9 protein-coding genes are annotated in these 23,961 nt (G+C 72.1%); 6 read left to right on the forward strand and 3 right to left on the reverse strand.

Going from position 1 to position 23,961, the window contains the following annotated elements; genetic code table 11:
• Together AB0F82_RS03765 and AB0F82_RS03770 are read right to left on the reverse strand one after the other, a co-directional pair.
• A complete protein-coding gene (locus AB0F82_RS03765) occupies positions 1-1,044 on the reverse strand; it encodes a FecCD family ABC transporter permease (protein ID WP_362624380.1) in 1,044 nt (347 codons plus the stop codon).
• Between the two features lie 55 nt (positions 1,045-1,099).
• On the reverse strand, positions 1,100-2,455 hold the full coding sequence (locus tag AB0F82_RS03770; protein WP_362624382.1) for an MFS transporter: 1,356 nt from the start codon (positions 2,453-2,455) through the stop codon (positions 1,100-1,102).
• Positions 2,456-2,591: 136 nt separating this feature from the next.
• Between AB0F82_RS03770 and AB0F82_RS03775 the strand changes: the two genes are divergently transcribed.
• From AB0F82_RS03775 to AB0F82_RS03795, 5 genes are all read left to right on the forward strand, one after another.
• On the forward strand, positions 2,592-10,511 hold the full coding sequence (locus tag AB0F82_RS03775; protein WP_362623603.1) for an amino acid adenylation domain-containing protein: 7,920 nt from the start codon (positions 2,592-2,594) through the stop codon (positions 10,509-10,511).
• Positions 10,508-17,554 carry an amino acid adenylation domain-containing protein gene (locus AB0F82_RS03780; RefSeq protein WP_362623606.1) on the forward strand — a complete coding sequence of 2,349 codons (7,047 nt, stop codon included), beginning with the start codon at positions 10,508-10,510 and terminating at the stop codon, positions 17,552-17,554. Before AB0F82_RS03775 ends, AB0F82_RS03780 begins: the two co-directional genes overlap by 4 nt.
• Positions 17,555-18,120: 566 nt before the next feature.
• Positions 18,121-19,479, forward strand: coding sequence for a lysine N(6)-hydroxylase/L-ornithine N(5)-oxygenase family protein (locus AB0F82_RS03785; protein ID WP_362623608.1), 1,359 nt, complete (start codon positions 18,121-18,123; stop codon positions 19,477-19,479).
• Positions 19,480-19,769: 290 nt separating this feature from the next.
• The gene (locus AB0F82_RS03790; RefSeq protein WP_362623611.1) at positions 19,770-20,357 is read left to right on the forward strand and encodes a hypothetical protein; all 588 of its coding nucleotides are present in this window, start codon (positions 19,770-19,772) and stop codon (positions 20,355-20,357) included.
• Between the two features lie 773 nt (positions 20,358-21,130).
• Complete coding sequence (locus tag AB0F82_RS03795) at positions 21,131-22,603, forward strand: M1 family metallopeptidase (protein WP_436842029.1); 1,473 nt, start codon at positions 21,131-21,133, stop codon at positions 22,601-22,603.
• Positions 22,604-22,619: 16 nt separating this feature from the next.
• On the opposite strand, the gene AB0F82_RS03800 is transcribed toward AB0F82_RS03795, so the two are convergent.
• The gene (locus tag AB0F82_RS03800; protein WP_362624384.1) at positions 22,620-23,312 is read right to left on the reverse strand and encodes an N-acetylmuramoyl-L-alanine amidase; all 693 of its coding nucleotides are present in this window, start codon (positions 23,310-23,312) and stop codon (positions 22,620-22,622) included.
• Positions 23,313-23,745: 433 nt separating this feature from the next.
• Here AB0F82_RS03800 and AB0F82_RS03805 point away from each other — a divergent pair, with 433 nt between their 5' ends.
• Complete coding sequence (locus AB0F82_RS03805) at positions 23,746-23,961, forward strand: DUF6243 family protein (protein WP_362623616.1); 216 nt, start codon at positions 23,746-23,748, stop codon at positions 23,959-23,961.

The following is a 23,961-nucleotide window of genomic DNA, read 5'->3' on the forward strand; positions in this document are numbered from 1 at the left end:
TCAGAGCTCCTGCAGTCGGCGGCGGCGGACCGACATGATGAAGAAGGGGGCACCGACGGCCGTGACGACGATGCCTACGTGAAGTTCGTCCGGGCGGGCGATCAATCGCCCGACCAGGTCGGCGGCCAGGAGCAGAACGGGCCCGAGCAGGGCCGAGTAGACGGTGATCCAGCGGTGGTCGGGGCCCGTGATCCTGCGGGCCATGTGCGGGATGACCAGGCCGATGAAGGCGATCGGTCCGCACAGTGCCACCGCGCCTCCCGCGAGCAGAGTGACGGCGGCGATGCCGCGGATGCGGATCAGGCCGACGTTCTGTCCGAGCGAGGTGGCGACGCCGTCGCCCAGGGCGAGCTTGTTCAGGGCGGGCGCGGTCAGGACGGCCAGCACGAGGCCGACCCCGAGGAAGGGCAACACGTCGGCCAGGGCGGCTGCGGGCTGGCCCGTGAGCGAACCGACCGCCCAGAACCGGAACTCTCCGAGGGCCGCCGCGTCGAACAGCAGGACTGCGTTGACCAGGGACTGCAGCAGAGCAGTGACCGCGGCGCCGGCCAGGGCCAGCTTCGCGGGTGTTGCTCCGCCGCGGCCCGCACCGCCCAGAGCGTAGACGGCCGCCATGGCGAGGAGTCCGCCGCCGAAGGCGAACCACACATAGCCGAACACGGCGCCGATGCCCAGTACTCCGGTGCCGACCACGACACCCAGTGAGGCGCCGGCGCTGACCCCGAGCAGGCCGGGGTCGGCCAGCGGATTGCGTGTCAGGCCCTGCATCAGGGCCCCGCTCATCCCCAGAGCGGCACCGACGACCAGCCCGAACTCCGTTCTCGGCACACGCATCTGATGGACGATCCCCGACTCCTCCGAACCGTCGGGGTTCAGGAGGAGGTCGAAGATCCGATCGGGGGCGATCGACTTGGTGCCGAGTGCGATGGAAGCCATGCACAGCAGCGCCAGGACGATCAGGCACAGGGACAGGGCTGTGCAGTGTCGAGCGACCCGACGCGAGGCCGCCTTGGAGGGTGATACGGGCGCCGCGGTCCGGCTCATCGAGGCGGGAAGCACGGGAGAAGGATAGCCATACCTAACTATGAGCCAGCAAGTACTACGCAGGGGCCGTTGCATCTCTGTTATCGCGGCCTCCGAGCTCGTCATTCTCGTTGCCGCCCTTCTCGGACTGGTCTGTTTCGAGCCATAGTTGGCGGTACACGACGGCAACCAAGGCCAGCGCGAGCACGCACGCGGCACCGCCTCCCGCCACCGCGGCGGCCGGCCCCACCGCCGAGGAGGCGAGGCCGGCGAGCACACCGCCGAGCGCAGGTGCGGTCATCGCCTGGGCGAGCCAGAGGCTGCTGACGCGCCCTTGCAACGCATCGGGTGTGTGGGTCATCAGGAGCGTGCGGCGCATGATCTCGGAGATCGTGTCCGCCACACCGCCGATCGCGAGGAAGACGAGTCCGAGCCCGAGGTAGGGACTGAGGCCGAAACCGAGGCAGGCCACGCCCCACGTGGCAATGGCGGCGCACAGCACGCGCCAGTGGTAGCGGGTGCGGCCGGTCCAGCCGGAGGTGAGCGAGGCGAGCGCGGCACCGATCATGGGGGCCGTGGTGAGGAGACCGACGAGCTCCGGGCCGCCCGAGAACCTCTTCTCCGCCATCTCCGGGAAGAGCGCGTTGGGCGTGGCGAGGACGGCGACGCACAGGTCGACGACCAGGACGGCCGAGACGACACGGTTGCCGCCCACGAACCGGAAGCCCTCGCGCAGGGAAGCGAGGGCCCCCACCCGGGCGCCGCCACCGTCGGCCTCCTCGGCGGAGGCGCCGCCGCGGGAGGCTGATTCCAGAGCGTCCGACTCGTCGGCGCCGGGCGGCATCGGCCCCAGGCGGGTCAGGAGGAGCGTCGTGACCGCCGTACCGGCGGCCGCGACGCCGAAGGTCACCGCGAGGCCGGGGCCTGCGATCAGCAGACCCCCGAGCATGGGTCCGGCGATGGCACCGAGTGTGGTGGTCACCGTCACGAGGGCACCGGTCGCCGGTATGTGCTCCTCGGCGACCAGGGACGGCAGGACGGCGGTCATGGCGGTCTCGGCGACACCCTCGGTGAAGCCGAACAGCGCCCCTGCGAGGTAGACCACCCACAGGGCGGGACGGTCCGCCGCGGCGTTCGCCGCAAGCACGGCGAAGGTGATGACGGCCCAGGTACTGCCGATCAGGATGAGGCCTTTGCGGTCACGGCGGTCCGCCAGCACCCCACCGGCCATGAAGCCGAGCAGCAGGCCGGCGGCGAGCACGAGACTGACCATGCCGACCTGAGTGGATGAACGTGTCCGTTCGTAGACTTGTACGACCACTCCGACTGATGTCAGTCCGATGCACAGAAGTGCGAGTACCCGGGCTGCCAGGACCAGGCCGAGAGGCCCTCCCGCCCTGAGCGGGGACACATCCAGCACCAGCTCTTTCACACGCAACTCGGGGCCTCCACCTGGGGGTTCTTCCCCACCGGCAGCACCCGGCGAGGCGGTGCCACGATAGCAAGATAAGGCTATCCTAAGTTATGGTTCGGCCCATCAGTCAGGCCTTGAGGGGACGTGAACCTTCGTGTCGGGTGCGAACAGCGGCCAGAGCAACGAATCGATTGACCGGCGCCGCGAGTTGATGCGCCGTCAACTCGCCGCGCGTGGGATCTCCCGGCCGAAGGGCCAGGACGAATCCCCCAAGGCCGCGGTGGTCCGCGCCGTCGGACCCTCTCCCCTGTCCGCCGCGCAGCGCCGCATGTGGCTGCTGCACCAGCTGGAGCCGCTGGGCACCTCCTACAACATCAGCGTGGCCGTCCGCCTGTCGGGCAACCTGGATGTACCGCGGTTCACCGCCGCCCTTCGGACAGCGGCCGAGCGACACCAGGTACTGCGCACGGTCTACCGGGCCGATGAACGCGGAAACCCGCTGCAGGTGGTTCTTCCGGACGCCACCCTCCCCATCACGCTGACCGACTTGACGGGAACCGCCCCTGACGGCCAGGAGGCCGCGATCGACAGCGCCGCCACTCGGCTGGCCGGCACGCCGTTCGACCTCGCTCAGGACACGCCCGTCCGGATCGAGATCCTCCAACTGTCGGCAACCGAGCACGTCCTCGTCCTCGTCGCCCATCACATCGCCTGGGACGACGGCAGCTGGCAGGTCCTCCTGCGTGACGTGGCGTCGGCGTACCAGCAACGGCCCACCGCAGAACTCGACGTTCAATATGCCGACTTGGCCTTGGCGGAGAGCCGGCGGGCGCCCTGGTCCGACGGTGACCTCGAACACTGGCGCAAGGCGCTGGCCGACCTGCCGGCTCCGCTGCCCCTGCCGACCGACTTCCCCCGCAAGGCCGCACGCGCGGAGGAGGGCGGCCGCCTGATCCGGACGCTGCCCGCCGGCCTGCGGGAGCGGATGCACGCGCTGTGCCGCGCCGAGGGCGTGAGCCCGTTCATGGCCCTGCTGGCGACCTTCAACACCCTGCTGCACCGGACGTCCGGAGCCGACGACGTCCTCGTCGGCTCACCCGCCGTGCTGCGCACAGCAAATGGCGCCGAGCACCTCATCGGAAACTTCGGCAACACGCTGGTCTTCAGGACCACCGCCGGCCCTGACACTTCGTTCCGCGCGCTTCTGGCCGCCGTCCGGGAGACGTGCCTCGGCGCCTACGCCCACCAGGCGGTCCCGTTCGACACCCTGGTGCAGGAGCTGGGGCCCGAGCGCACCGAGGGCCACCACGTCTTCTTCGACGTGATGTTCTCGCTGCGCAGCGACGTGTGGGAAGGGCTGGAGCTGCCCGGCATCCGCCTGAGCGAGCGAGCGGCACCGGGCAACGCCGCGGCCTTCGACCTGGCCGTGTCCGCAGTCCTGGACAGCGCCGGCACGCTGACGCTCGACACCACCTACCGTCGCGACCTGTACTCGGGCCGCACCGTCGAACAACTGCTCAGCCGGTTCGAGCGGCTGCTGGACGCTGTGCTGGCCGCTCCCGACACCGCCATCGGCGACCTCCAACTCCTCGGCGAGCGAGAGCTGGAGCGGGTTCTGAACACCTGGGGCAGCGACAGTCGGCAGCTCGACGCCCTCACCATCCCCGAGCTTTTCGCGGAGCAGGTCCGCAAGGCTCCGGAAGCCACCGCGCTGATCTGGGAGGACGAAGGTCCGCAGCCGACGGAGCACCGCCTCACCTACGCCGAGCTCGATGAACGCTCCACCGCTCTGGCCCGGGAACTCACCTCCCTCGGCGCCGGCCCCGAGCAGGTCGTGGCCGTCGCCCTGCCGCGCTCGGGCCAGTTCCTGGTCGCCGCGCTCGCCGTGATGAAGGCCGGCGCCGCGTACCTGCCCGTCGACCCGGGGTACCCCGCGGACCGGATCGCCCTCATGCTGGAGGACGCCCGCCCCGGACTGCTGGTCACCGACACCGCCTCGGCCGGCAGCCTCCCGGCCGGCGAGGCACCCCTGGTGCTCGTCGACGACGACTCCCGGCCCAGTCGGGGCCGGGTCGCGCAGCTGCGCCCTTCGACGCCGGAACAGGCCGCGTATCTGATCTACACCTCCGGTTCGACCGGTCGGCCCAAGGGCGTGGTCGTCACCCACCTGGGAATCCCGAGCCTCGTGTCCACCATGAGGGACGCGTTCGGGGCCGGCAGCGACTCCCGCGTGCTGCAGTTCGCCTCCTTCAGCTTCGACACGTCGGTGTGGGAGTGGACGATGGCCCTGCTCACCGGCGGCGCCCTCGCCATCGTGCCCGCCGACAAGCGTCTCGGACCGCCGCTCGCCGACTTCTGCGCCCGCCACCGCGTGACGCACATGACGCTGCCGCCGGGCGTGCTGGCAACGCTGCCCGATGAGCACGCCCTGCCCGCCGGGGCCACTTTGATGGTCGCCGGCGAGGCATGCCCGGCCGAACTGATGCGCCGCTGGTCCGCCACGACGCGCATGTTCAACTCGTACGGCCCCACCGAGACGACCGTCGACGCGACGCTGTGGGCCTGCAGCCCCGAGCGCGCCGGCGCCGTCGTCCCCATCGGAGCCCCTGTCCACAACACGTCCGTACGCCTCCTCGACGACCGCCTGCACCCCGTTCCGCCCGGCTCTCCCGGTGAGCTGTACGTGGCGGGCGACGGCCTGGCCCGCGGCTACCTGGGGCGGCCGGCCCTGACCGCGGAGCGGTTCGTCGCCGACCCGTTCGGTGCGCCGGGGACGCGTATGTACCGCACCGGCGACCTCGCCCGGTGGAGCGCCGACGGCGAACTCGAATACCTCGGCCGCGTCGACCACCAGGTCAAGATCCGCGGGTTCCGCATCGAGCCCGGCGAGGTCGAGCAACTGCTGCGCCGCACGGACGGCATCGCGCAGGCCGCCGTCATCGCCCGCGAGGACACTCCGGGGGACCCGCGCCTGGTCGCCTACGTGGTCGCGGCCGACGGCTTCCCCGCGCCGGACCCCGGACGGCTGCGCGACGACCTCGCAGCGCTGCTCCCGGCGCACATGGTGCCGGCGGCCGTCGTGGTGCTGGATCGGCTGCCGCTGACCAGCAACGGAAAGCTGGACCGCAGGGCCCTGCCCGCACCGGTCTACGGCGGCAGCGTCCGCCGTGCGCCCGCCACACCGACCGAGGCCGGGCTCTGCGCCCTCTTCTCCGACATCCTGCAGACCCCGGCCGGGCCGGACGACGACTTCTTCCTGCTCGGCGGGCACTCCATGCTGGCCGCGCGGCTGATGACCCGTGTCGAGACGGAGTTCGGCGTCCGCCCCGCACTGCGCACCCTGTTCGACACCCGCACCCCCGCCGGACTCGCCCGGCTGCTGGACGACGCAGGGCCCGCCACCGCCGCCAGGCCACTGCTGGCCGCGAGGGCGACCGAGGGCCCCGCTCATCCGCTGTCGTTCGCCCAGCAGCGCCTGTGGCTCCTGCACCAGCTCGAGGAACCGGGTCCGGCCTACAACATCCCGACGGCCCTCCGCATCGACGGAGCTCTCGACCGGGCCGCGCTCGCGGCGGCCGTCGAGGACGTCGCGAACCGCCACGAGACGCTGCGCACCGTTTTCCGGGCGGAGAACGGACAGCCCCACCAAGTGGTGCTGGAGCCCGAAGAGGGACCGCGCCTGGAGGTACGCCCGGTCGCACCCACCGCCGTGGAGGCCGCTCTCTCCGAGGCCGCAGCCCACGTCTTCGCCCTGGCCGAGGAACCGCCCCTGCGCGTCACCTTGTTCGCGTGCGGTCCCGAGGAGCACGTCCTGCTGCTCCTCCTGCACCACCTGGCCGGCGACGGGCAGTCGCTGCCCGTTCTCGTCGGTGACCTCGCCGAGGCGTACCAGGCCCGCAAGGGGGGCCTCGCCCCGCAATGGGCTCCGCTTCCTGTCAGCTACGCCGACTTCGCCGTGTGGCAGCGGCAGGTACTCGGTGACGTCGACGACCCGGACAGCCTCACCGCCCACCAGTCGGCCTTCTGGCGGGAAGCCCTGGACGGCGCCCCGGACGAGCTGCACCTGCCCACCGACCGCCCTCGGCCCGCAGAGTCCTCCAACAAGGGCGGCGTGGTCCGGTTCAGCGTCGACGCGGACCTGGCCCAGCAGGTCCGCACGCTCGCCGCCGATCTGGGCGTCACCCCGTTCATGGTCTACCAGGCCGCCGTGGCGGCACTGCTGACCCGGCTCGGGGCGGGTGACGACATCCCCGTCGGCACGCCCGTCGCGGGACGCTCCGAGGAGGCGCTGGACGGACTCGTCGGCTTCTTCGTCAACACCTTGGTCCTGCGCACCGACACGTCCGGCGACCCGTCCTTCGAGACGTTGCTCGGGCGCGTGCGGGACACCGCGGTCGCCGCGTTCGAGCACCAGGACCTGCCGTTCGAGCGACTCGTGGAGATCCTCAACCCGCCCCGTTCCACGGCGCGGCACCCGTTGTTCCAGGTGATGGTGGTGCACCAGGCCGGTACTGCCTCGCGGCTCCCGGTTCCCGGGCTGCGTACCCGGCCCGAGGTCGTCGCCACCACCACCTCGACCTTCGATCTGAGCCTGACCTTCATCGAGGGCTTCGACCCCGACGAGGACCCCGGTGCGGTCGGCGGGTTCGCCGAATTCAGCGCGGACCTGTTCGACCCCGCCACGGTCGAGCAGCTGGCAGGGCGCCTGCTGGCGCTGCTCGCCGCCTCGGTGGCCCGCCCGGACGTGCCCGTGTCCCGGCACGACGTGCTGACCCCGGCCGAGCGTGAGGTACTGCTGGCCGGGCCCGAACCGGCTCCGGCCGCTCCTCCGCTCCACGAGGCCTTCGCCCGGCAGGCCCGGGAAACCCCTGACGCCGTCGCCCTCGTCCTCGGTGACCGCTCCGGTGCGCGCGAACGCCTCACTTATGCCGAGCTCGATGCCCGCGTCGGTCGCACAGCGGCCCTGGTCCGTGCGAACGGGGCCGCGCCCGAACGCCTCGTCGCACTGGCCCTGCCGCGCCATGACATGGTGCCCGCTCTGCTCGGTGTGCTGCGCGCCGGAGCGGCCTTCCTGCCCCTGGACCCGAACCACCCGGTCGAGCGGCTGGCGCAGACCCTGGAGGACGCCCGTCCGGCGTGCCTGCTGACGACCCGGGACCTGGCCGGCTCCGTACCCGTGGCGAGCGGGGTGCCCGTCGTCCTGGTGGACGCCGACGTGCCGGCCACGGACCTGGACGTCGTGCCCCTGGTGGGGCCCGGCGACATGGCGTACGTCATCTACACGTCCGGCTCCACCGGCCGGCCCAAGGGAGTGGTCGTCACCCACGGCAACCTCTCCAACCTCTACGCCGCGCACACGTCCACGCTCTTCCCCCGTGAGGTGCCCGCAGCGGGTGGGCGCCGGCTGCGCGTCGGACACATCGCGTCGTTCGCCTTCGACGCCTCCCTCGACCCGCTGGTCCTCATGGTCGGCGGACACGAACTGCACGTCCTGGACGAGCTCACCTACCCCGACGCGGAGGCGGTCGCCGGGTACGTGGACCGGGAACGGATCGACTACCTCGACCTGACCCCGGCCCACCTCCAGCAGCTGATCAAGCACGGCCTGCTCGATGAGGACCGGCACCGCCCGGTGCTGCTGGGTCCGGGCGCCGACGCCATGCCGGACTCGCTGTGGCGCGAGCTCGGTACCCATCCGACGACCACCGCGTACAACTTCTACGGGCCCACGGAATGCACCGTCGACTCCGTGGTCGCACCGGTCACCGGCGAGGGCACTCCCCGGATCGGCCGGCCGATCCGGGGAGCCGGCGCCTACGTGCTCGACGACCGGCTGCGGCCGGTGCCGCCCGGCGTCACCGGCGAGCTCTACCTGGCCGGCGCCGGCCTCGCCCGGGGTTACCTGGGCCGTCCCGCGCTGACCGCGGAACGGTTCACCGCCGACCCCTACGGCGCACCCGGCACCCGCATGTACCGCACGGGCGACCTCGCCCGATGGACCCGTGAGGGAGAGCTGGAGTGCCTGGGCCGGGCGGACGACCAGGTCAAGATCCGCGGCTTCCGTATCGAGCCGGGTGAGATCGAGGCGGTCCTGGGCCGTCACGAGGGCGTCGCCGAGGTCGCCGTGATCGCCCGCGACGACCTGCCCGGCTCCCGGCGGCTGGTCGCCTACGTGGTGCCCTCGCCCGGCCACGGAGCGGACCAGGACAGCTGGCGCGCCCACGCGGCGGCGCTGCTGCCCGAGCACATGGTCCCCGCCCTGTGGGTCGCGATGGACGCGCTCCCCCAGTCGTCCAACCGCAAGGTCGACCGGGCGGCGCTGCCGCTGCCCTCGCTGCCCGAGCAGGGCAACGGCCAGGCTCCGGCCAACCCGGTGGAGCAGCTCTTCTGCGACCTGTTCTCCGAACTCCTCGGACAGCAGCAGGTCGACGCCGACGGCAACTTCTTCGAACTCGGCGGCGACAGCATCACCTCGCTCCAGCTGGTCGGCCGGGCCCGCGCCGCCGGCTGGGCGCTCGGGCCCCGGGAGGTGTTCAGGCACCAGACGCCGGCCGCGCTGGCCGCCGTGGCCAAGCCGCTGGACACCGTGCCTGACCGGCCGGCGGACGACGGGACCGGCCGGGTCCGCGAAACGCCGATCACCGCGTGGCTGCGGGAACTCGCGGCCTCCGGCGGGGAGGACGTCTGCGTCGACGGCTACAGCCAGGGGATGACCCTGGCCACTCCGCCCGGGCTCTCCCGTGCGGCTCTCACCACCGTCCTGCAGGCCGTCCTCGACGCGCATCCCGCCCTGCGGGCACGCCTGGTCACCTCCGACGACGGTCGCTGGGAGCTCAAGGTCCCGGCCCCCGGCGCGGTCCGGGCCGAGGAACTCATCCGGGTGGCGGAAGGTTCCGTCGGCGACGAGGCAGCGGCGGCCCGTGACCGTCTGCACCCGGAGTCAGGGGCCATGCTCCAAGCGGTGTGGGCTCCGCCCCGGCCGCCGGAGCAGACCGGACGTCTCGTCCTGGTGATCCACCACCTGGTGGTCGACGGGGTGTCCTGGCGCATCCTGTGCGACGACCTCGCAGCCGCGTGGCGCGGGGAGCAGCTCCAGCCCGAAGGCACTTCGCTCCGTTCATGGAGCACCCTCCTGCACGACTACGCGCAGCGGGCCTCCACCGTCGCGACGCTGGACGGCTGGCGGACGGACCTGGCCGACGCCCCGACGCCCGGACTGGCGTCCGCGCTCGATCCGGCCCGGGACACGGTGGCGACCATCGGACGGCACACCGTGACCGTGGGCCCGGAAGAGACCGAGGCCCTGCTGACGAGCGTCCCCGCGGCGTTCCACGCCAACACCGAGGACGTGCTGCTGACAGCCCTGGCGCTGGCCTCCGCCTCCTTCCGGCGTACGGGTGCCGCGGCGGCGAACCGTTCCCTGACCGTCCAGCTCGAAGGGCACGGGCGCGAGGACGGCGTCGGCTCAGGAGTGGACCTCTCGCGCACGGTCGGGTGGTTCACCTCCGTCCACCCCGTACGGATCGACCCGGGTGCGGTCGACCTGTCCGAGGTCCTGGCCGGCGGGCCCGCCACCGCCCATGCGATGAAGACCGTGAAGGAGCAGCTGCGTTCGGCCGCCGACGGCGGACTGGCCTTCGGTGCTCTGCGCCACCTCAACCCGGAGGGAACAGCAGCGCTCGGCGAACTGGCCACCCCCGAAGTGGCCTTCAACTACCTGGGGCGCTTCGGTGCGGCGCAGGAGGTCGAACCGTGGCAGCCGGTGCCGGGGGGCGACGCCCTGTTCCACGGCGTCGACCCGGCCATGCCCCTGGCCCACGCCCTGGAGATCGACGCTCATGTCGCCCCGTCCCCGGACGGCCCCCGGCTGACCGCCACCTGGTCGTACGCGGCGAAGGCCCTTGACGGCGCCGAGGTGCGCACGCTCGCCGCGAGCTGGATCGCGTACCTGAAGGCACTGGCCCACCACACGGCCACGGCCGACACGGGGGGCTGGACCCCCTCCGACCTGTCCCTGATCTCCCTCACCCAGGACGAGATCGACGACTTCGAAGCCGACTGGAGGCTTTCGTGACTGCCCGTGCCAAGCTGGAGGACATTCTCCCGCTGACCCCGCTCCAAGAGGGCCTGCTGTTCCGGGCAGAACTCGACGGCTCCGGCCTCGACGTGTACGCGGGACATCTGCGGCTGGACCTGCGCGGGCCGGTCGACCCGGCCCGCCTGCGGGCCGCGGCCCAGAGCCTGCTCGACCGCCGGCCCGGGCTGCGGGCCGCGTTCCGGCGCAGCCGCCAGGGCAAGGCGGCAGCCCTCATACCGTCCCGGGCCGAAGCACCCTGGGCGTTCGATGACCTTTCGGCCCTCCCGACGGCCGAGCTCGAACGCGAGACCGAGCGGCTGACCCTCCTCGACACCGAGCAGGGCTTCGACCTGGGCCGGCCTCCCCTGATCCGCTTCCGGCTGCTCCGGCTCGCGACGGATCTGCACCGCCTCGTGATCACCAACCATCACGCGGTGCTCGACGGCTGGTCCCAGCCGCTGCTGGTCCAGGAGCTGTTCGCGCTCTACTCCGGCGGTGGAAGCGCCGCCCTGTCTCCTGCGATTCCTCCGCGGGTCCATCTCGACTGGCTCGCCGCCCAGGACCGGCAGGCCGCGACCGAGGCATGGCGCAGCGCACTCGACGGGTTCGACACGCCCACGCTGGTCGCGCCGGGTGCCTCGGACTCGGTCAGCGAGCGTCCGCGCAAGGTCGTGGTCGAACTGGGCCGGGACCTGACCGCGTCGGTGGCCTCGGCCGCCCGCGGCCGCGGGCTCACCCTGGGCACGGTCGTCCAGGGCGCCTGGGCGCTGGCTCTGGCCCGCACGCTGGGCCGTACCGACGTCGTGTTCGGCGGAGTCGTCTCGGGCCGCCCGGCCGATCTGCCGGGTGCCGAGACCATGATCGGCCTGTTCGTCAACACCGTCCCGGTACGCGTCGAGCTGCCTCCGGCGGAGCCGTTGGCCGCTGCGCTGGCCCGCCTCCAGTCCGAACAGTCCGGGCTGACTCCGCACCAGCACCTCGGGCTCGCCGAGATCCAGCGCACGGCCGGCGGCCGGGACCTGTTCGACACCATGGTCGTGGTCGAGAACTACCCGTTCGACCCCGAGTCGATGGCCGAACTCACCCCTGGGCTCCGGATGGAGGACGCAGGAGCCGATGAAGGAGTCCACTACCCGCTGGCTCTGACCGCTCTGCCCGGCAACCGGCTGCGCCTGGAACTGGGCTACCGCCCGGACGCCCTGGAGGAGGAGAACGTCCGGCGGATCGCGGCCCGGCTGCGACGCGCGTTCGAGGCTTTCGCGGCCTGCGCCGACCTGCCGGTCGGGCAGCTCGACCTGCTCGACGCCGACGAGACGGCCGAGCTGACCCGCTCCGGCGCCGCCCACCCGGTTCCGACGACGACGCTCACGGCCCTCCTCGTCGAGCAGGCAGCCCGTACCCCGCACGCCGACGCGGTCGTCTTCGAGGACTCCGCGCTGACGTATGCCGAACTCGAAGCCCGGGCCGGGAAACTCGCCGCCCGGCTGACCGCGCTCGGCGCCGGACCCGGCCGTGTGGTGGCAGTCGCCCTGCCCCGGTCCACCGAGTTGGTCGTCGCCCTGAACGCCGTGCTGCGTGCCGGCGCTGCGTACCTGCCGCTGGACCCGGACTACCCGGCGGACCGGCTCGCGTTCATGCTCGGCGACGCCGCTCCGGCGGCCCTCGTCACGGACCCGGCCACCCTGGCGCGGCTGCCCGAGGACCCGGGCGTACCAGTGGTCCTCCCCGAGGACCTGGACCCGGCCGCCGAAGGGTCGGCCGTGGCCGTCCGCCCTGCGGGCCCGTCCGATCCCGCGTACGTCATCTACACCTCCGGTTCCACAGGCCGCCCGAAGGGCGTGGTGGTACCGCACTCGGCGATCGTCAACCGTCTGCTGTGGACGCAGGCCGAATACGGACTCACGCCGGCGGACCGGGTGCTGCAGAAGACGCCGTCCAGCTTCGACGTGTCGGTCTGGGAGTTCTTCTGGCCGCTGATCACGGGCGCCACCCTCGTGGTGGCCCGCCCCCAGGGCCACCTGGACCCGCAGTACCTCGCGCGCCTGATCCGCGACCAGCACGTCACGACCACGCACTTCGTGCCGTCCATGCTCCGTGCGTTCCTCGCCGAGCCCGAAGCGGCCGCCTGCACGGGCCTTACCCGGGTGCTGTGCAGCGGCGAGGCCCTCGCCCCCGAGCTCGTCGGCGGCTTCCACCGCCTGTACGGCGGCGCGGTCGAGCTCCACAACCTGTACGGGCCGACCGAGGCCGCGGTCGACGTGACCGCCCGGGCGTGCCTGCCCGACGACGCCGAGCGCGACAGCGTGCCCATCGGCCGGCCGGTGTGGAACACCGCCGCGTACGTCCTCGACACCGGCCTGCGACCCGTCCCGGCGGGGGTGCCCGGCGAGCTGTACCTGGCGGGCCCGCAGCTGGCCCTGGGCTACCTCGGCCGCCCCGGCCTGACCGCGGAGCGGTTCACCGCCGACCCGTACGGGCCTGCGGGCAGCCGCATGTACCGCACCGGTGACCTGGCGCAGGTGGGCACCGACGGCGTCGTCGAGTACCTCGGCCGCACCGACGACCAGGTCAAGATCCGCGGCTTCCGCATCGAGCCCGGCGAGATCGAAGCCGCTCTGACCGCTCTCGACACGGTCCGCGAGGCCGCCGTCGTCGCCCGCCGCGACCTGGGCGCCGACGGTGATCCGGTGCTCGTCGCGTACGTCGTCGGCGCCTCGGCGGTGCCGGCGGAGTTGCGTACGGCTCTGGCCGCCTCCCTTCCCGAGCACTACGTGCCGGCTGCCTTCGTCGTGCTGGACGCCCTGCCCCTCACCCCGAGCGGCAAGCTGGACCGCCGCGCTCTGCCCGCGCCCGACCTCGGGACCGCGGCCGGAACGGGCCGACAGCCCCGTACGCCGGCCGAGGAGATCCTCTGCGCCCTGTTCTGCGAGGTCCTCGGAGTCGCCGAGGTCGGCATCGACGACGACTTCTTCGACCTGGGCGGGCACTCCCTGCTCGCGACCCGCCTGGCCAGCCGTGTCCGCGCCACGCTCGGCACCGACCTGCCACTGCGATCCGTGTTCGACGCTCCCACCGTCGCCGGGCTGGCGCGTCGGCTGGGCACGGGCGGCGACCGGCCGCTGCTGCGGGCCGGGGCGCGCCCCGACCCCCTGCCGCTGTCCTTCGCACAGAGCCGTATGTGGTTCCAGTACCGGCTGGAAGGCCCCCACCCCGCCTACAACATGGCGTTCGCCGCCCGCCTGACCGGCGAGGTCGAGGTGGACGCACTGCGGGAGGCACTCGGCGATCTGACCGACCGGCACGAGACGCTGCGCACGCTGCTGACGGACGCCGACGGCATGCCCCGCCAGGTGATCCTCGCTCCGGAGGCCGCCCGTCCGCAGATGTCCGTCACACCGGCCGGGGAGGACGCACTCGCCGGACTGCTGGCGGCGGCTTCCTCACGCCCCTTCCGGATCGACGAGGAGGCGCCGTTCGCCGCGGCGCTCTTCACCGTCGGCTCCGAGGAACACGTCCTCCTGCTCGTGCTGCACCACGTGGCGGCCGACGGCTGGTCCGCCCTTCCCCTGCTCGAAGACCTGGCGGAGGCCTACACCGCCCGGAGCCGCGGTGAACTCCCCGCGTTCTCGGCCCTGCCGGTCGGCTACGCCGACCACGCCATCTGGCAGCGTGACCTGCTCGGAGACGAATCCGACCCGGAGAGCCTGCTGAACCAGCAGGTCGACTTCTGGCGCAAGGCCCTGGAGGGCCTGCCGGAAGAACTGCCGCTACCCACCGACCGCCCGCGCCCCGCCTCACCCAGCCTGCGCGGCGCCACCGTGGAGGCGCAGGTTCCGGCCGCGGTGCACGCCAGGCTCCGCGCCCTGGCCCGGCGGAGCGACGCCAGCGTCTTCATGGTCCTCCACGCGGCGCTCGGCGTACTGCTGACCCGGCTCGGCGCCGGCACGGACATCCCCGTCGGCACACCGATCGCGGGCCGCGGCGACGACGCCGTCGACGAGGTCGTGGGCTTCTTCGCCAACACCTTGGTGCTGCGCACGGACACCTCCGGCGACCCTTCCTTCAAGGAGCTGGTGAACAGGGTCCGGGAGAGCGACCTGGCCGCGTACGCGCACCAGGACGTCCCGTTCGAGCGCCTCGTGGAACTTCTCAACCCGGCCCGTTCCATGGCCCGGCACCCGCTGTTCCAGGTCATGCTCAGCCACCAGGCCCGCCCGGCACTGAACCTCTCCTTCGGCGGGATCGCGGTGACGCAGGAGCCGGTGGACATGAGCACCGCCAAGTTCGACCTCGCCTTCGAGATCGTCGAGGAGCACGGCCGCGACGGCATGGCGCTGGGAGTGGAGTACAGCACCGACCTCTTCGATCCGGCGACGGCCGCCAACATGGCCACGCGCTTCCTCCGTGTGCTCGAAGCAGTCACCGAGGCACCCGAAGTCCCCATCAGCTCACTGGAACTGCTGTCCGCCGAGGAGCGCCGCCAGGTCCTCGTCGACTGGACCGGCGACCGGGTGGAGTCCCCGCTGCGGACCCTGACCGAGCTGTTCGCCGAGCAGGTGCGCGCCACTCCCGAGGCCACGGCCCTGGTGTGCGGGGACATCTCCTACACGTTCGCCGAACTCGACCGGCGCACCGCCCGACTCGCCGGGCTGCTGCGGGCGAAGGGCGTCGGCCCCGAGCAGATGGTCGCGCTGCTCCTCCCCCGCGCGGCCGACACCGTCGTCGCGCTGCTGTCCGTCATGCGGGCGGGTGGCGCGTACGTACCCATCGACCCCGGCTATCCCGCCGGCCGCATCGCTCACATCCTCAGCGACTCCCAGCCCCGACTGCTCATCACCACGGCCGCTCTGGCGGCGCTGACCGCCGAGGCCGGCCCCACCGAGTCCCTGGTTCTCGACGCGCCGCAGGTGCAGGAGCAGCTGGCCGACACCGCCCCCACTCCCGCCGTGGACACGCTCCCGCACCCGCGACCGGGACACCCGGCGTACGTCATCTACACGTCGGGCTCGACGGGGCTGCCCAAGGGCGTCGTCGTGGAACACCGCAGCATCGCCAACCTGTTCTACAGCCACCGCGAACTTCTCTACCGCCCGACCGTGGCGACGGCGGGCGGCCGACGCCTGCGGGTGGCCCATGGCTGGTCGTTCGCCTTCGACGCCTCCTGGCAGCCCCAGCTGTGGATGCTGGACGGCCACGCCCTGCACATCGTCACCGAGGACACGCTGCGTGACCCCGACCTGCTCGTCGGCTTCATCCGTGACGGCAGCATCGACTTCCTCGAGGTCACGCCCTCGCACGCCATGCAGCTGGCCGGCGCGGGCCTGATCCGGGAGGGCGACAGTCCGCTGCTCGCCCTCGGCGTCGGTGGCGAGGCCGTGCCGTCCCCTCTCTGGCGGGACATGCGCGGACTCGCCAGGACGGCGGGCTTCAACCTGTACGGCCCCACCGAGTGCACCGTGGACGCCCTCGCGGCACGGGTGTCGGACGGCGAGCGCCCGCTGGTGGGCCGGCCGACCGCGAACACGGCGGCCTACGTCCTCGACGGCCGCCTGCAGCCGGTGCCCGCCGGGGTGATCGGCGAGCTGTACCTGGCCGGCGCCGGCCTGGCCCGGGGTTACCTGGACCGGCGGTCGCTGACCGCCGAGCGGTTCGTGGCCGACCCCTTCGGCCCGGCCGGCACCCGCATGTACCGGACCGGCGACCTCGTGCGCTGGATGCCGGACGGCAAGATCGACTACCTCGGCCGCACCGACGACCAGGTGAAGATCCGCGGCTTCCGCATCGAGCTCGGCGAGATCACCGCCGCCCTCGCCTCCCACCCGTCCGTCCTCCAGGCCGCGGTGGATGTCCGGGAGGATGCCGGCCGCGGCAAGCACGTGGTGGGGTACGTCGTCCCGGCCGCGGGCGCCGCCTTCGACCCGACGGCGCTGCGCGAGCAGCTCATCAGCATGCTGCCGGACTACATGGTGCCGGCGGTCTTCGTCGAGCTGGAGGCGCTGCCGCTCACCGACCACGGCAAGCTCGACCGGCGGGCCCTGCCCGCTCCGCCGGCGGCCGAGACGCGGGCGGGCCGCGGGCCCCGGGATCTCATCGAGGCCCTGGTGTGCGGGGCTTACGCCGACCTGCTGGGGGCGGCCGAGGCCGGTCCGGACGACGACTTCTTCGCCCTCGGCGGCCACTCGATGCTGCTCGTGCGGCTCCGGGACCGGCTCCAGACGGCGACGGGGCGGCAGATCGCGGTGGCCGACCTGTTCCGTCACACGACGCCGGCCGCGCTGGCCGGCCACCTCCGCTCGAGCGAGGGCGGATCCACCGGATTCGATGTCGTCTTCACCCTCCGGCCGGAACCGGTACCGGATCCGGAAGGCGGCCGGGCTGCCGCTTCCCCCGCCCCGCTGTGGTGCCCGGCACCCGCGACCGGGCTGGGATGGCGGTACGCGGGCCTGCTCACGCACCTTCCGGACGACGGCGCGGTGTACGCCCTTCAGGCACCCAACCTCGCGGGCGGAGCCGCTCTGGAGTCCTTGGAGCAGCTCGTCGAGCTGTACCTGGCGGAGCTGACCCGGATGCAGCCGCACGGTCCCTACCGCCTGCTCGGCTGGTCCCTCGGCGGCGTCGTTGCCCATGCTCTGGCGTGCCGCCTGCAGGAACGCGGCGAAGAGGTTTCCCTGCTGGCCCTGTTGGACGCGTACCCCGGCTTCGAGGGGCCGGATTCCCCCGTAGCGCAGGACGCGGCTGCCGAGGCGGTCGCCGCCGCGGTCGAGGGGCTGGGGCTTCCCGACCGCACGGAGGCCGTGCTGCGCTCCAACTACGCCGAGTCGGACCGCCTGCTCGCCGGGTTCACCCCGCGCCGGTATCGCGGGGAGCTGCTGCACTTCCGGGCCTCGGACGCTCCCTACCCGGCCGAGGCGTGGGCTCCGTACACCGAGGGAGGCGTCGAGATCCACACGGTCGCCGAGGACCACGACGGCGTGCTGGACCCCGCGGCGCTGAGGCAGATCGCCGGGGTGCTGCGGGAGCGGGCCGGACTGAGCGAGTAGCGCCCTGCTGGGGGAGGTCGCCGCCCCGGAGGTCGGCGACCTCCCCCCTCGGTGCCGCATCCACGGGTGGGGGAGGGACGTCCGCACCGTGACGCCGTTGCCTCGCGCTCGGCATTGCCGCTCCCCCGCCGACGCGATGCTCGGCCGGGGTTCTGGCGGTGCTCATGGCTGCCGTGGCGGTGGTCGCGGTGGGCCGTCTGCACCGGACCACGGCACGGGTCGCGCTGTCGGGGTACTCGTCGTCATGCACGCCGTGGCGTGCGCACGGCCGGCCGCCGGATCACTCTTGCGCAGCTGAAGCGCGTCGTCGTGGTCGCTGTTGGGCCCAGAAGGCGCCGGGCCACCTCGGACTGCCCGACTGCCGTGCGCGGCAACGGCGTTGACACGTCGAGCGGCCGGCCCGATGCAACGTCATTTCCCTGAGGGAGTGTCAAGAACTGACGATCTCCGCCACTTGACACCGCCGGAAACTAAGGGGACGGTTAGGGCTGCCTAACCTTACTAATTAGGTGTACTGCGCGCCCTGCACCTTGGGCACAGACTCTTGGATCAACGGAAGGACCAGCATGTCGGGACGCCGAGAGGACAGCGGCCAGGTCGTACAGGACCTGGTCGGCATAGGCTTCGGCCCCTCCAATCTCGCGCTGGCCATCGCAGTCGCCGATCACAACCGGCGTGACACCCCGCGTGCGCTCCGGGCTCGATTCATCGAACAGCAGGAACGCTTCGGCTGGCACCGCGGCATGCTGCTGGACGGGGCGACCATGCAGGTCTCCTTCCTCAAGGACCTCGTCACCATGCGCGACCCCAGCAGCCGGTTCTCCTTCCTGATGTACCTCCAGGAACGGAACCGGCTCGCCGATTTCATCAACCAGAAGACCTTCTACCCCACCCGGATCGAGTTCCACGACTACTTCGAGTGGTGCGCCGCGGCGTTCCCCGACAGCGTGGACTACGGCCGTCGCGTCACCGGGATCCGGCCGGTGCGTACGGCCGACGGCCGGGTGGAGGCGGTCGACGTGGTCTCCGAAGGGGTGGCGGACGGAGCTGGACGCGAGGTCGTCCGTACGCTCAACGTCGCGGTCGGCACGGGCCTCACCCCGCGCCTGCCGGAAGGGGTGACGACCGGCAGCCACGTCTGGCACACCCGGGATCTCCTCTTCCGGGCACCGGAGTTGAAGGAACTGCGCCACCGCCGCTTCGTAGTCGTAGGTGCCGGACAGTCCGCCGCCGAAGCGGCCGACTTCCTGCACCGCACCTTCCCCGACGCCGAGGTCAACGCGGTCTTCACGCGCTACGGCTACAGCCCCGCCGACGACAGCCCGTTCGCCAACCGGATCTTCGATCCCTCGGCCGTCGACGACTTCTTCGCCGCACCGGCAAGCCTGAAGGACGCTCTGCACGACTACCACCGCAACACCAACTACTCGGTCGTGGACGGCGACCTCATCGAGCAGCTGTACCGCACCCACTACCAGGAGCGGGTCTCCGGCAACGAACGTCTGCGCATCCTCAACACCACGAAAGTGGACGCCGTCGAACACCTCATCGACGGAGCTCGGGCCACCGTGACCTCGCTGGCCACCGGCGAGGAACGGGTACTCGACTGCGACGCCGTGGTCATGGCCACCGGCTACCGGCCCGTCGACCCGCGGGGCCTGCTCGGCGAACTCGCCGCGGACTGCCTCACCGACGAGCGCGGCCGGCTCCGCGTCGACCGCGACCATCGAGTGCTGACGGCCGACCACGTAGAGGTGGGCATCTATCTCCAGGGCGGCACCGAGCACACCCACGGCATCACCTCCTCCCTGCTGTCCACCCTCGCCGTTCGTTCCGGCGAGATGTGCGACTCGCTGCTCCTTCGCCGCACGGCGCAGGCGCTGCGTGCCGACCGCGGCCGGGAGGTCGACACCGTCCGCAGCTGACCCGCCCGGACATCACCCGCTGAGGAGTGGTGGCGTGGCAGCGCCACCACTCACCGTAGTCAACGCGACATGAGGGCACGCGCCGTCCGACCCGCCTCCTCCTGGTGAGGCGGGTCGGACGGCGCTCCGCCCTTCCCTCTCTTCTCGATCTGTTGAACCGGGCCGGTTGCGCACGAACGCCGCCCGGCGGACGGATCCTTGCCGGCAAGGTGACAACTGAGCAGGGGTAAGTGGTGTACGAACAGGAGAGACCCGCGGTCACAGGGGAGCAACGCAGCGACCCGGCCCGTGTGATCGAGTGGCTGAATGCCCGGAGCGAGATGGAACAGAGCTTCCGCGAGCCCCTGGCCGGGCTGCCGAACGAGCGGCAGGAAACCATGTCGCGCATGGCGGAAGCCCTCCAGGCAGCCGCGCACGGCCTGCCACCGAGCGGGGTCGCCACATGGGCCGGTGTATCCACGCGCCTGCTCCGGAGCTGGCTGGAGACCGACCGCGCCTTCGCCGAGGCCATGACATCGGCGACGCAACTGGCTGCGGCCCATGGATACCGCCCGGACGGGCCGATCACCCCCGCGATGATCAGGGTCGTGGTGACAGCGATCAGCCGAGGGGAGGGCTGGCTGGACGCGGCGAGGGCGGCCGGCATCCCGACCCGGGGTTTCCGGGAACTGTGGCGCAGCAGGCCCCCGTTCGAAGCACTGATGCGGGCCGCACAGAGTGCCCGACCCAGCAGGGTGACACCGGCTGTGCCACGTCGCAGGCGGCCGGCTGAACAGGCCAACCACCACACGAGATACCGCCTCGTCCTGCGCGATGAACCATCGGCGGCTCCCCCGGAGGATTCTCGGGCGGAGCGGGCAGACCCAGGACGGCACTAGGGAGTGTCGTCAAAGGAGCGTCGGCCGCCCGAAGGGCGGGGCCGGCCCCGCCGGCCAGGCGGGACTTCGACGACACGACCTGAGGGCTGTTCCGCAATCCCCGGCGGGCGCGCGACGACAGCTACGGCACCTCGCCGCGTTGTCGGAAGCTGCGCTGATCCATCGGGGCTTACGGGCCGGCCCTTGGAGCGGGACCGGAGAAATCACCCCGCTCGAAGACGTGCCGCCTCCGAGCGGGGCCCCACGCCGCGCCGGCGGCCGCCCCGCCCCGCTATGACCTCCATGTGCCGGGCGTGTGCGCGCAGGGTTGCGAGCTCGCGCGCGGATCCGCAGGCGTCCCCCTGCGGGAGCGGCTGGACGGACGCCGCCGTACGACCCTGGAGCGCCACTCACGCACACCCGCAGCGGTTGGCCCCCCGGATCCCGCGCCGGTCGGCGGCGTGCCCGTGCCTCGCTCTCCCCCGCGCGCAGCGCGGCCTGCCGCCCGGGCCTGCGCACCTGTCCACGCCCCGCTCCCGACCGGTCCGCCGACCGTGCGACGCGACTCCGGTCGGTGCTCAGCAACGGCACGCCCACAGGCACCGCAACCGTCAAGGGTACGCGTGGCCGGGAGCACTGCCGGCTGCGGCCGCCCTCGCCACCCATCGCGGGGTCTCGTCCGAGAGCCGGGTCGGCGCTCCGTCGGCGCAACCTGGCCTGCGGCATCCGGGGCCGTGCCCGCCAGAGGGGCCAGGGCACGGCGTGGCGAGGATGGGGCGCCCGCGGGCTGGGTCATGATCGGCTGCGTGAAGACTTCCGGACGTCTGGCCGCCTTCGCGGTCGCGGGCCTGCTCGCCGCACTTCCCGCGTGCTCGGAGTCCGACGGCCGCGGCGGCGGGGCGGGTGCCCGTACGGGCGCGGACACCACGCGGACGGGGGCGCCCGGCACCGTGTTCCGGGGCGGCCACCCCGGTTCCGCAGGCTCCGGCGACCCGTACTTCCCGAAGCTCGGCAACGGCGGCTACGACGTCACCCACTACGCCCTGACCCTGGCCTACGACCCCGCCGGCGGCCGCCTCGAGGGCACTGCCGAGATCACCGCGAAGGCCACGGCGGAGCTCAGCGCCTTCAATCTCGACCTCCTCGGCATGGAGGTGCTGGACGCCACCGTCGACGGCCGCACGGCGCGGGTCCGGCGGGACGGGCAGGAGCTGACCCTGCAGCCGCGCAATCACCTCCGCAAGGGCGCCGCCTTCCGCAGCGTCGTGCGCTACGCGGGCACGCCGGAGTCGATCACCCATGACCACGGGTGGCGCGAAGGCTGGTTGAGGACGGACAACGGGGCAGTCGCGTTCGGTGAGCCGACGGGCTCGATGTCCTGGTTCCCGGGCAACCACCACCCCTCGGACAAGGCCTCGTACGACATCACCGTCACGGTCCCCAAGGGGGTGCAGGCGATCTCCAACGGGCAGCTTCGCGCCCAGCGCACCAGCGGCGACCGCACCACCTTCCACTGGCACCAGGCCGAGCCCATGGCCAGCCATGTGGCGACCGTGGCCATCGGCAGCTACGACATCAAGACCTCCCGGACCCGATCCGGCGTCCCGATCGTGTCGGCGATGGACACGACCGCGGGCGTGGACGAGGACGGAGCGGTCCTCGGCCGGTTCCCCGAGATCATGGAATGGGCCGAGGGGAGGTTCGGTCCCTACCCCTTCTCCGCCGCCGGGGTGATCGTCGATCAGGCGGCCGATGTGCCCTACGCCCTGGAGACCCAGACCAGGCCGACCGTTCCGGCCGGCATCTTCCACACCACCAACGTGGTGCACGAAACGGCCCACCAGTGGTTCGGCAACTCCGTCACCCCGCGAACCTGGCGGGACATGTGGCTCAACGAGGGCTTCGCGACCTATGCGGAGTGGCTGTGGACCGAGGATCACGGTGGGGCCAGCGCCCAGGACCACTTCGACCGCAACCACGCCAAGGCCGCGGACGACGACGAGTGGGACTTCCCCCCTGCCGAGCCGCCGACCGCTTCGGACATCTCCGGTCAGCCGGTGTACGTGCGCGGCGCGATGGTGATCCACAAGATCCGCCAGGCCGTGGGCGACGAGGGCTTCCGCGCCCTGGTGCGGGGCTGGACCCTGCGCCACCGCCACGGCCACGCCTCCACGCACGACTTCACCACCTACGTGGAGGCCAGGGCGGGCCGGAACCTCGACTCGGTCTGGGACTCGTGGCTCTACGGCGACGGCAAGCCGAGGTGACGGGGTCCACGCGGCGTCAGGTCCTGATGCGCCGGCGGGCGGTCTCGACGAGCTTCATGTACTTGTCCCAGTCCCACGCGGTCCCGGGGTCGTCGTGGGTGGACATCGGGACCTCGACGTGGCCCAGAATGTGGTCCCGGTCGACCGGCACGTCGTACTTCGCGCAGATCGTGGCCGTGAGCACGGCGGATGTCTCGTACATCCTGTCGGTGTAAACGGGCTGATCGGTCCAGCCTTCGTGCTCGATGCCGATGCTCCGGTGGTTGTACCAGACGCTGCCGGAGTGCCAGGCCACGTCGCGCTCGCGCACGCACTGGGTGATCCGCGTGCCGGTTGCGCTGATCATGTAGTGCGCGGAAACCCGCTCGGTGGCGTCCTTGAACTTGGCGAACATGATCGGCAAGATGTCCGTTGTCAGGTGAATGACGACGTAATCGATGGGATACGACTCGGGACGGTCGGAGGCCGTGTAGTTGGACTCGCAGGCTTCGACCCAGACAGCGGGGGCGTAGTCCACCGAGGGGTCCCTCCGCGGTGCCGCAGGCGGCCCTGCGGCGGCGGGGGCCTTGCGCCCGGGGCTCGGCAGCGCAGCCTTGGCCTTCCCCTCAGGCCTCATCAGCTGCGGCAGCCCGACAGCGGCCAGAGCCGTGCCCGCCGCGCCGGCAGCACCCCACAACAGCCGTCGACGGCTAAGCGTGCTGTCTTGCATGGCCACTCCTCGTGAAGTCGAGCAGGCAGGGCAGAGGACGACGCACCGCGCACCGCGGCATCACGATGCGTAGGCGGAACATCACGGAATCCGATGCTTCACCAGTGCCCGCACCCCGGCAAGCCGGTCCTCCACCACTCGGCGCACACCTCCGCCCCGACCGGCCCGTCCCTGCCGGCCCGCACTGCTCCGAACCGGAAGGCACCCGGCTCCGGGCGCCCCGCGAAGGCCCGGCCGACGCCGGGGTAGCGAAAGGCCTGGTGCGCGGGGCTCACGGAACGGGGTAACGTCTTTGTCATGTTCTTCCAGTTCTTCCAGCCGCCGATTCACGAGTGAGAGCGTGACGGACCCCCGCTGACGTCCGTCGACGCCACCGCGCCCGTCCCCCACCGATGAATCCGCATATCACTTCACATCACCACCGGGAGAACCCGTGACCGACAGCAAGAACATCAACAACCCGGTGGGCCAGGGCGGCGGCCAGCGCAAGAGGCAGTCGCGCGCCGAACGGCAGAACAACGGTCCGCACCGCAACCGCGACCGCCAGGGCGCCGCCGACCAGAAGGCGGAGCTGGTGCGCAAGATGCGCGAGAAGGCGCGCGCGGCCGAGGACGCCGAGCAGACGAGCGACGACACCGCGCAGAGCTGA

This window comes from Streptomyces virginiae, assembly GCF_040638905.1.
Lineage (GTDB): Bacteria > Actinomycetota > Actinomycetes > Streptomycetales > Streptomycetaceae > Streptomyces > Streptomyces virginiae_B.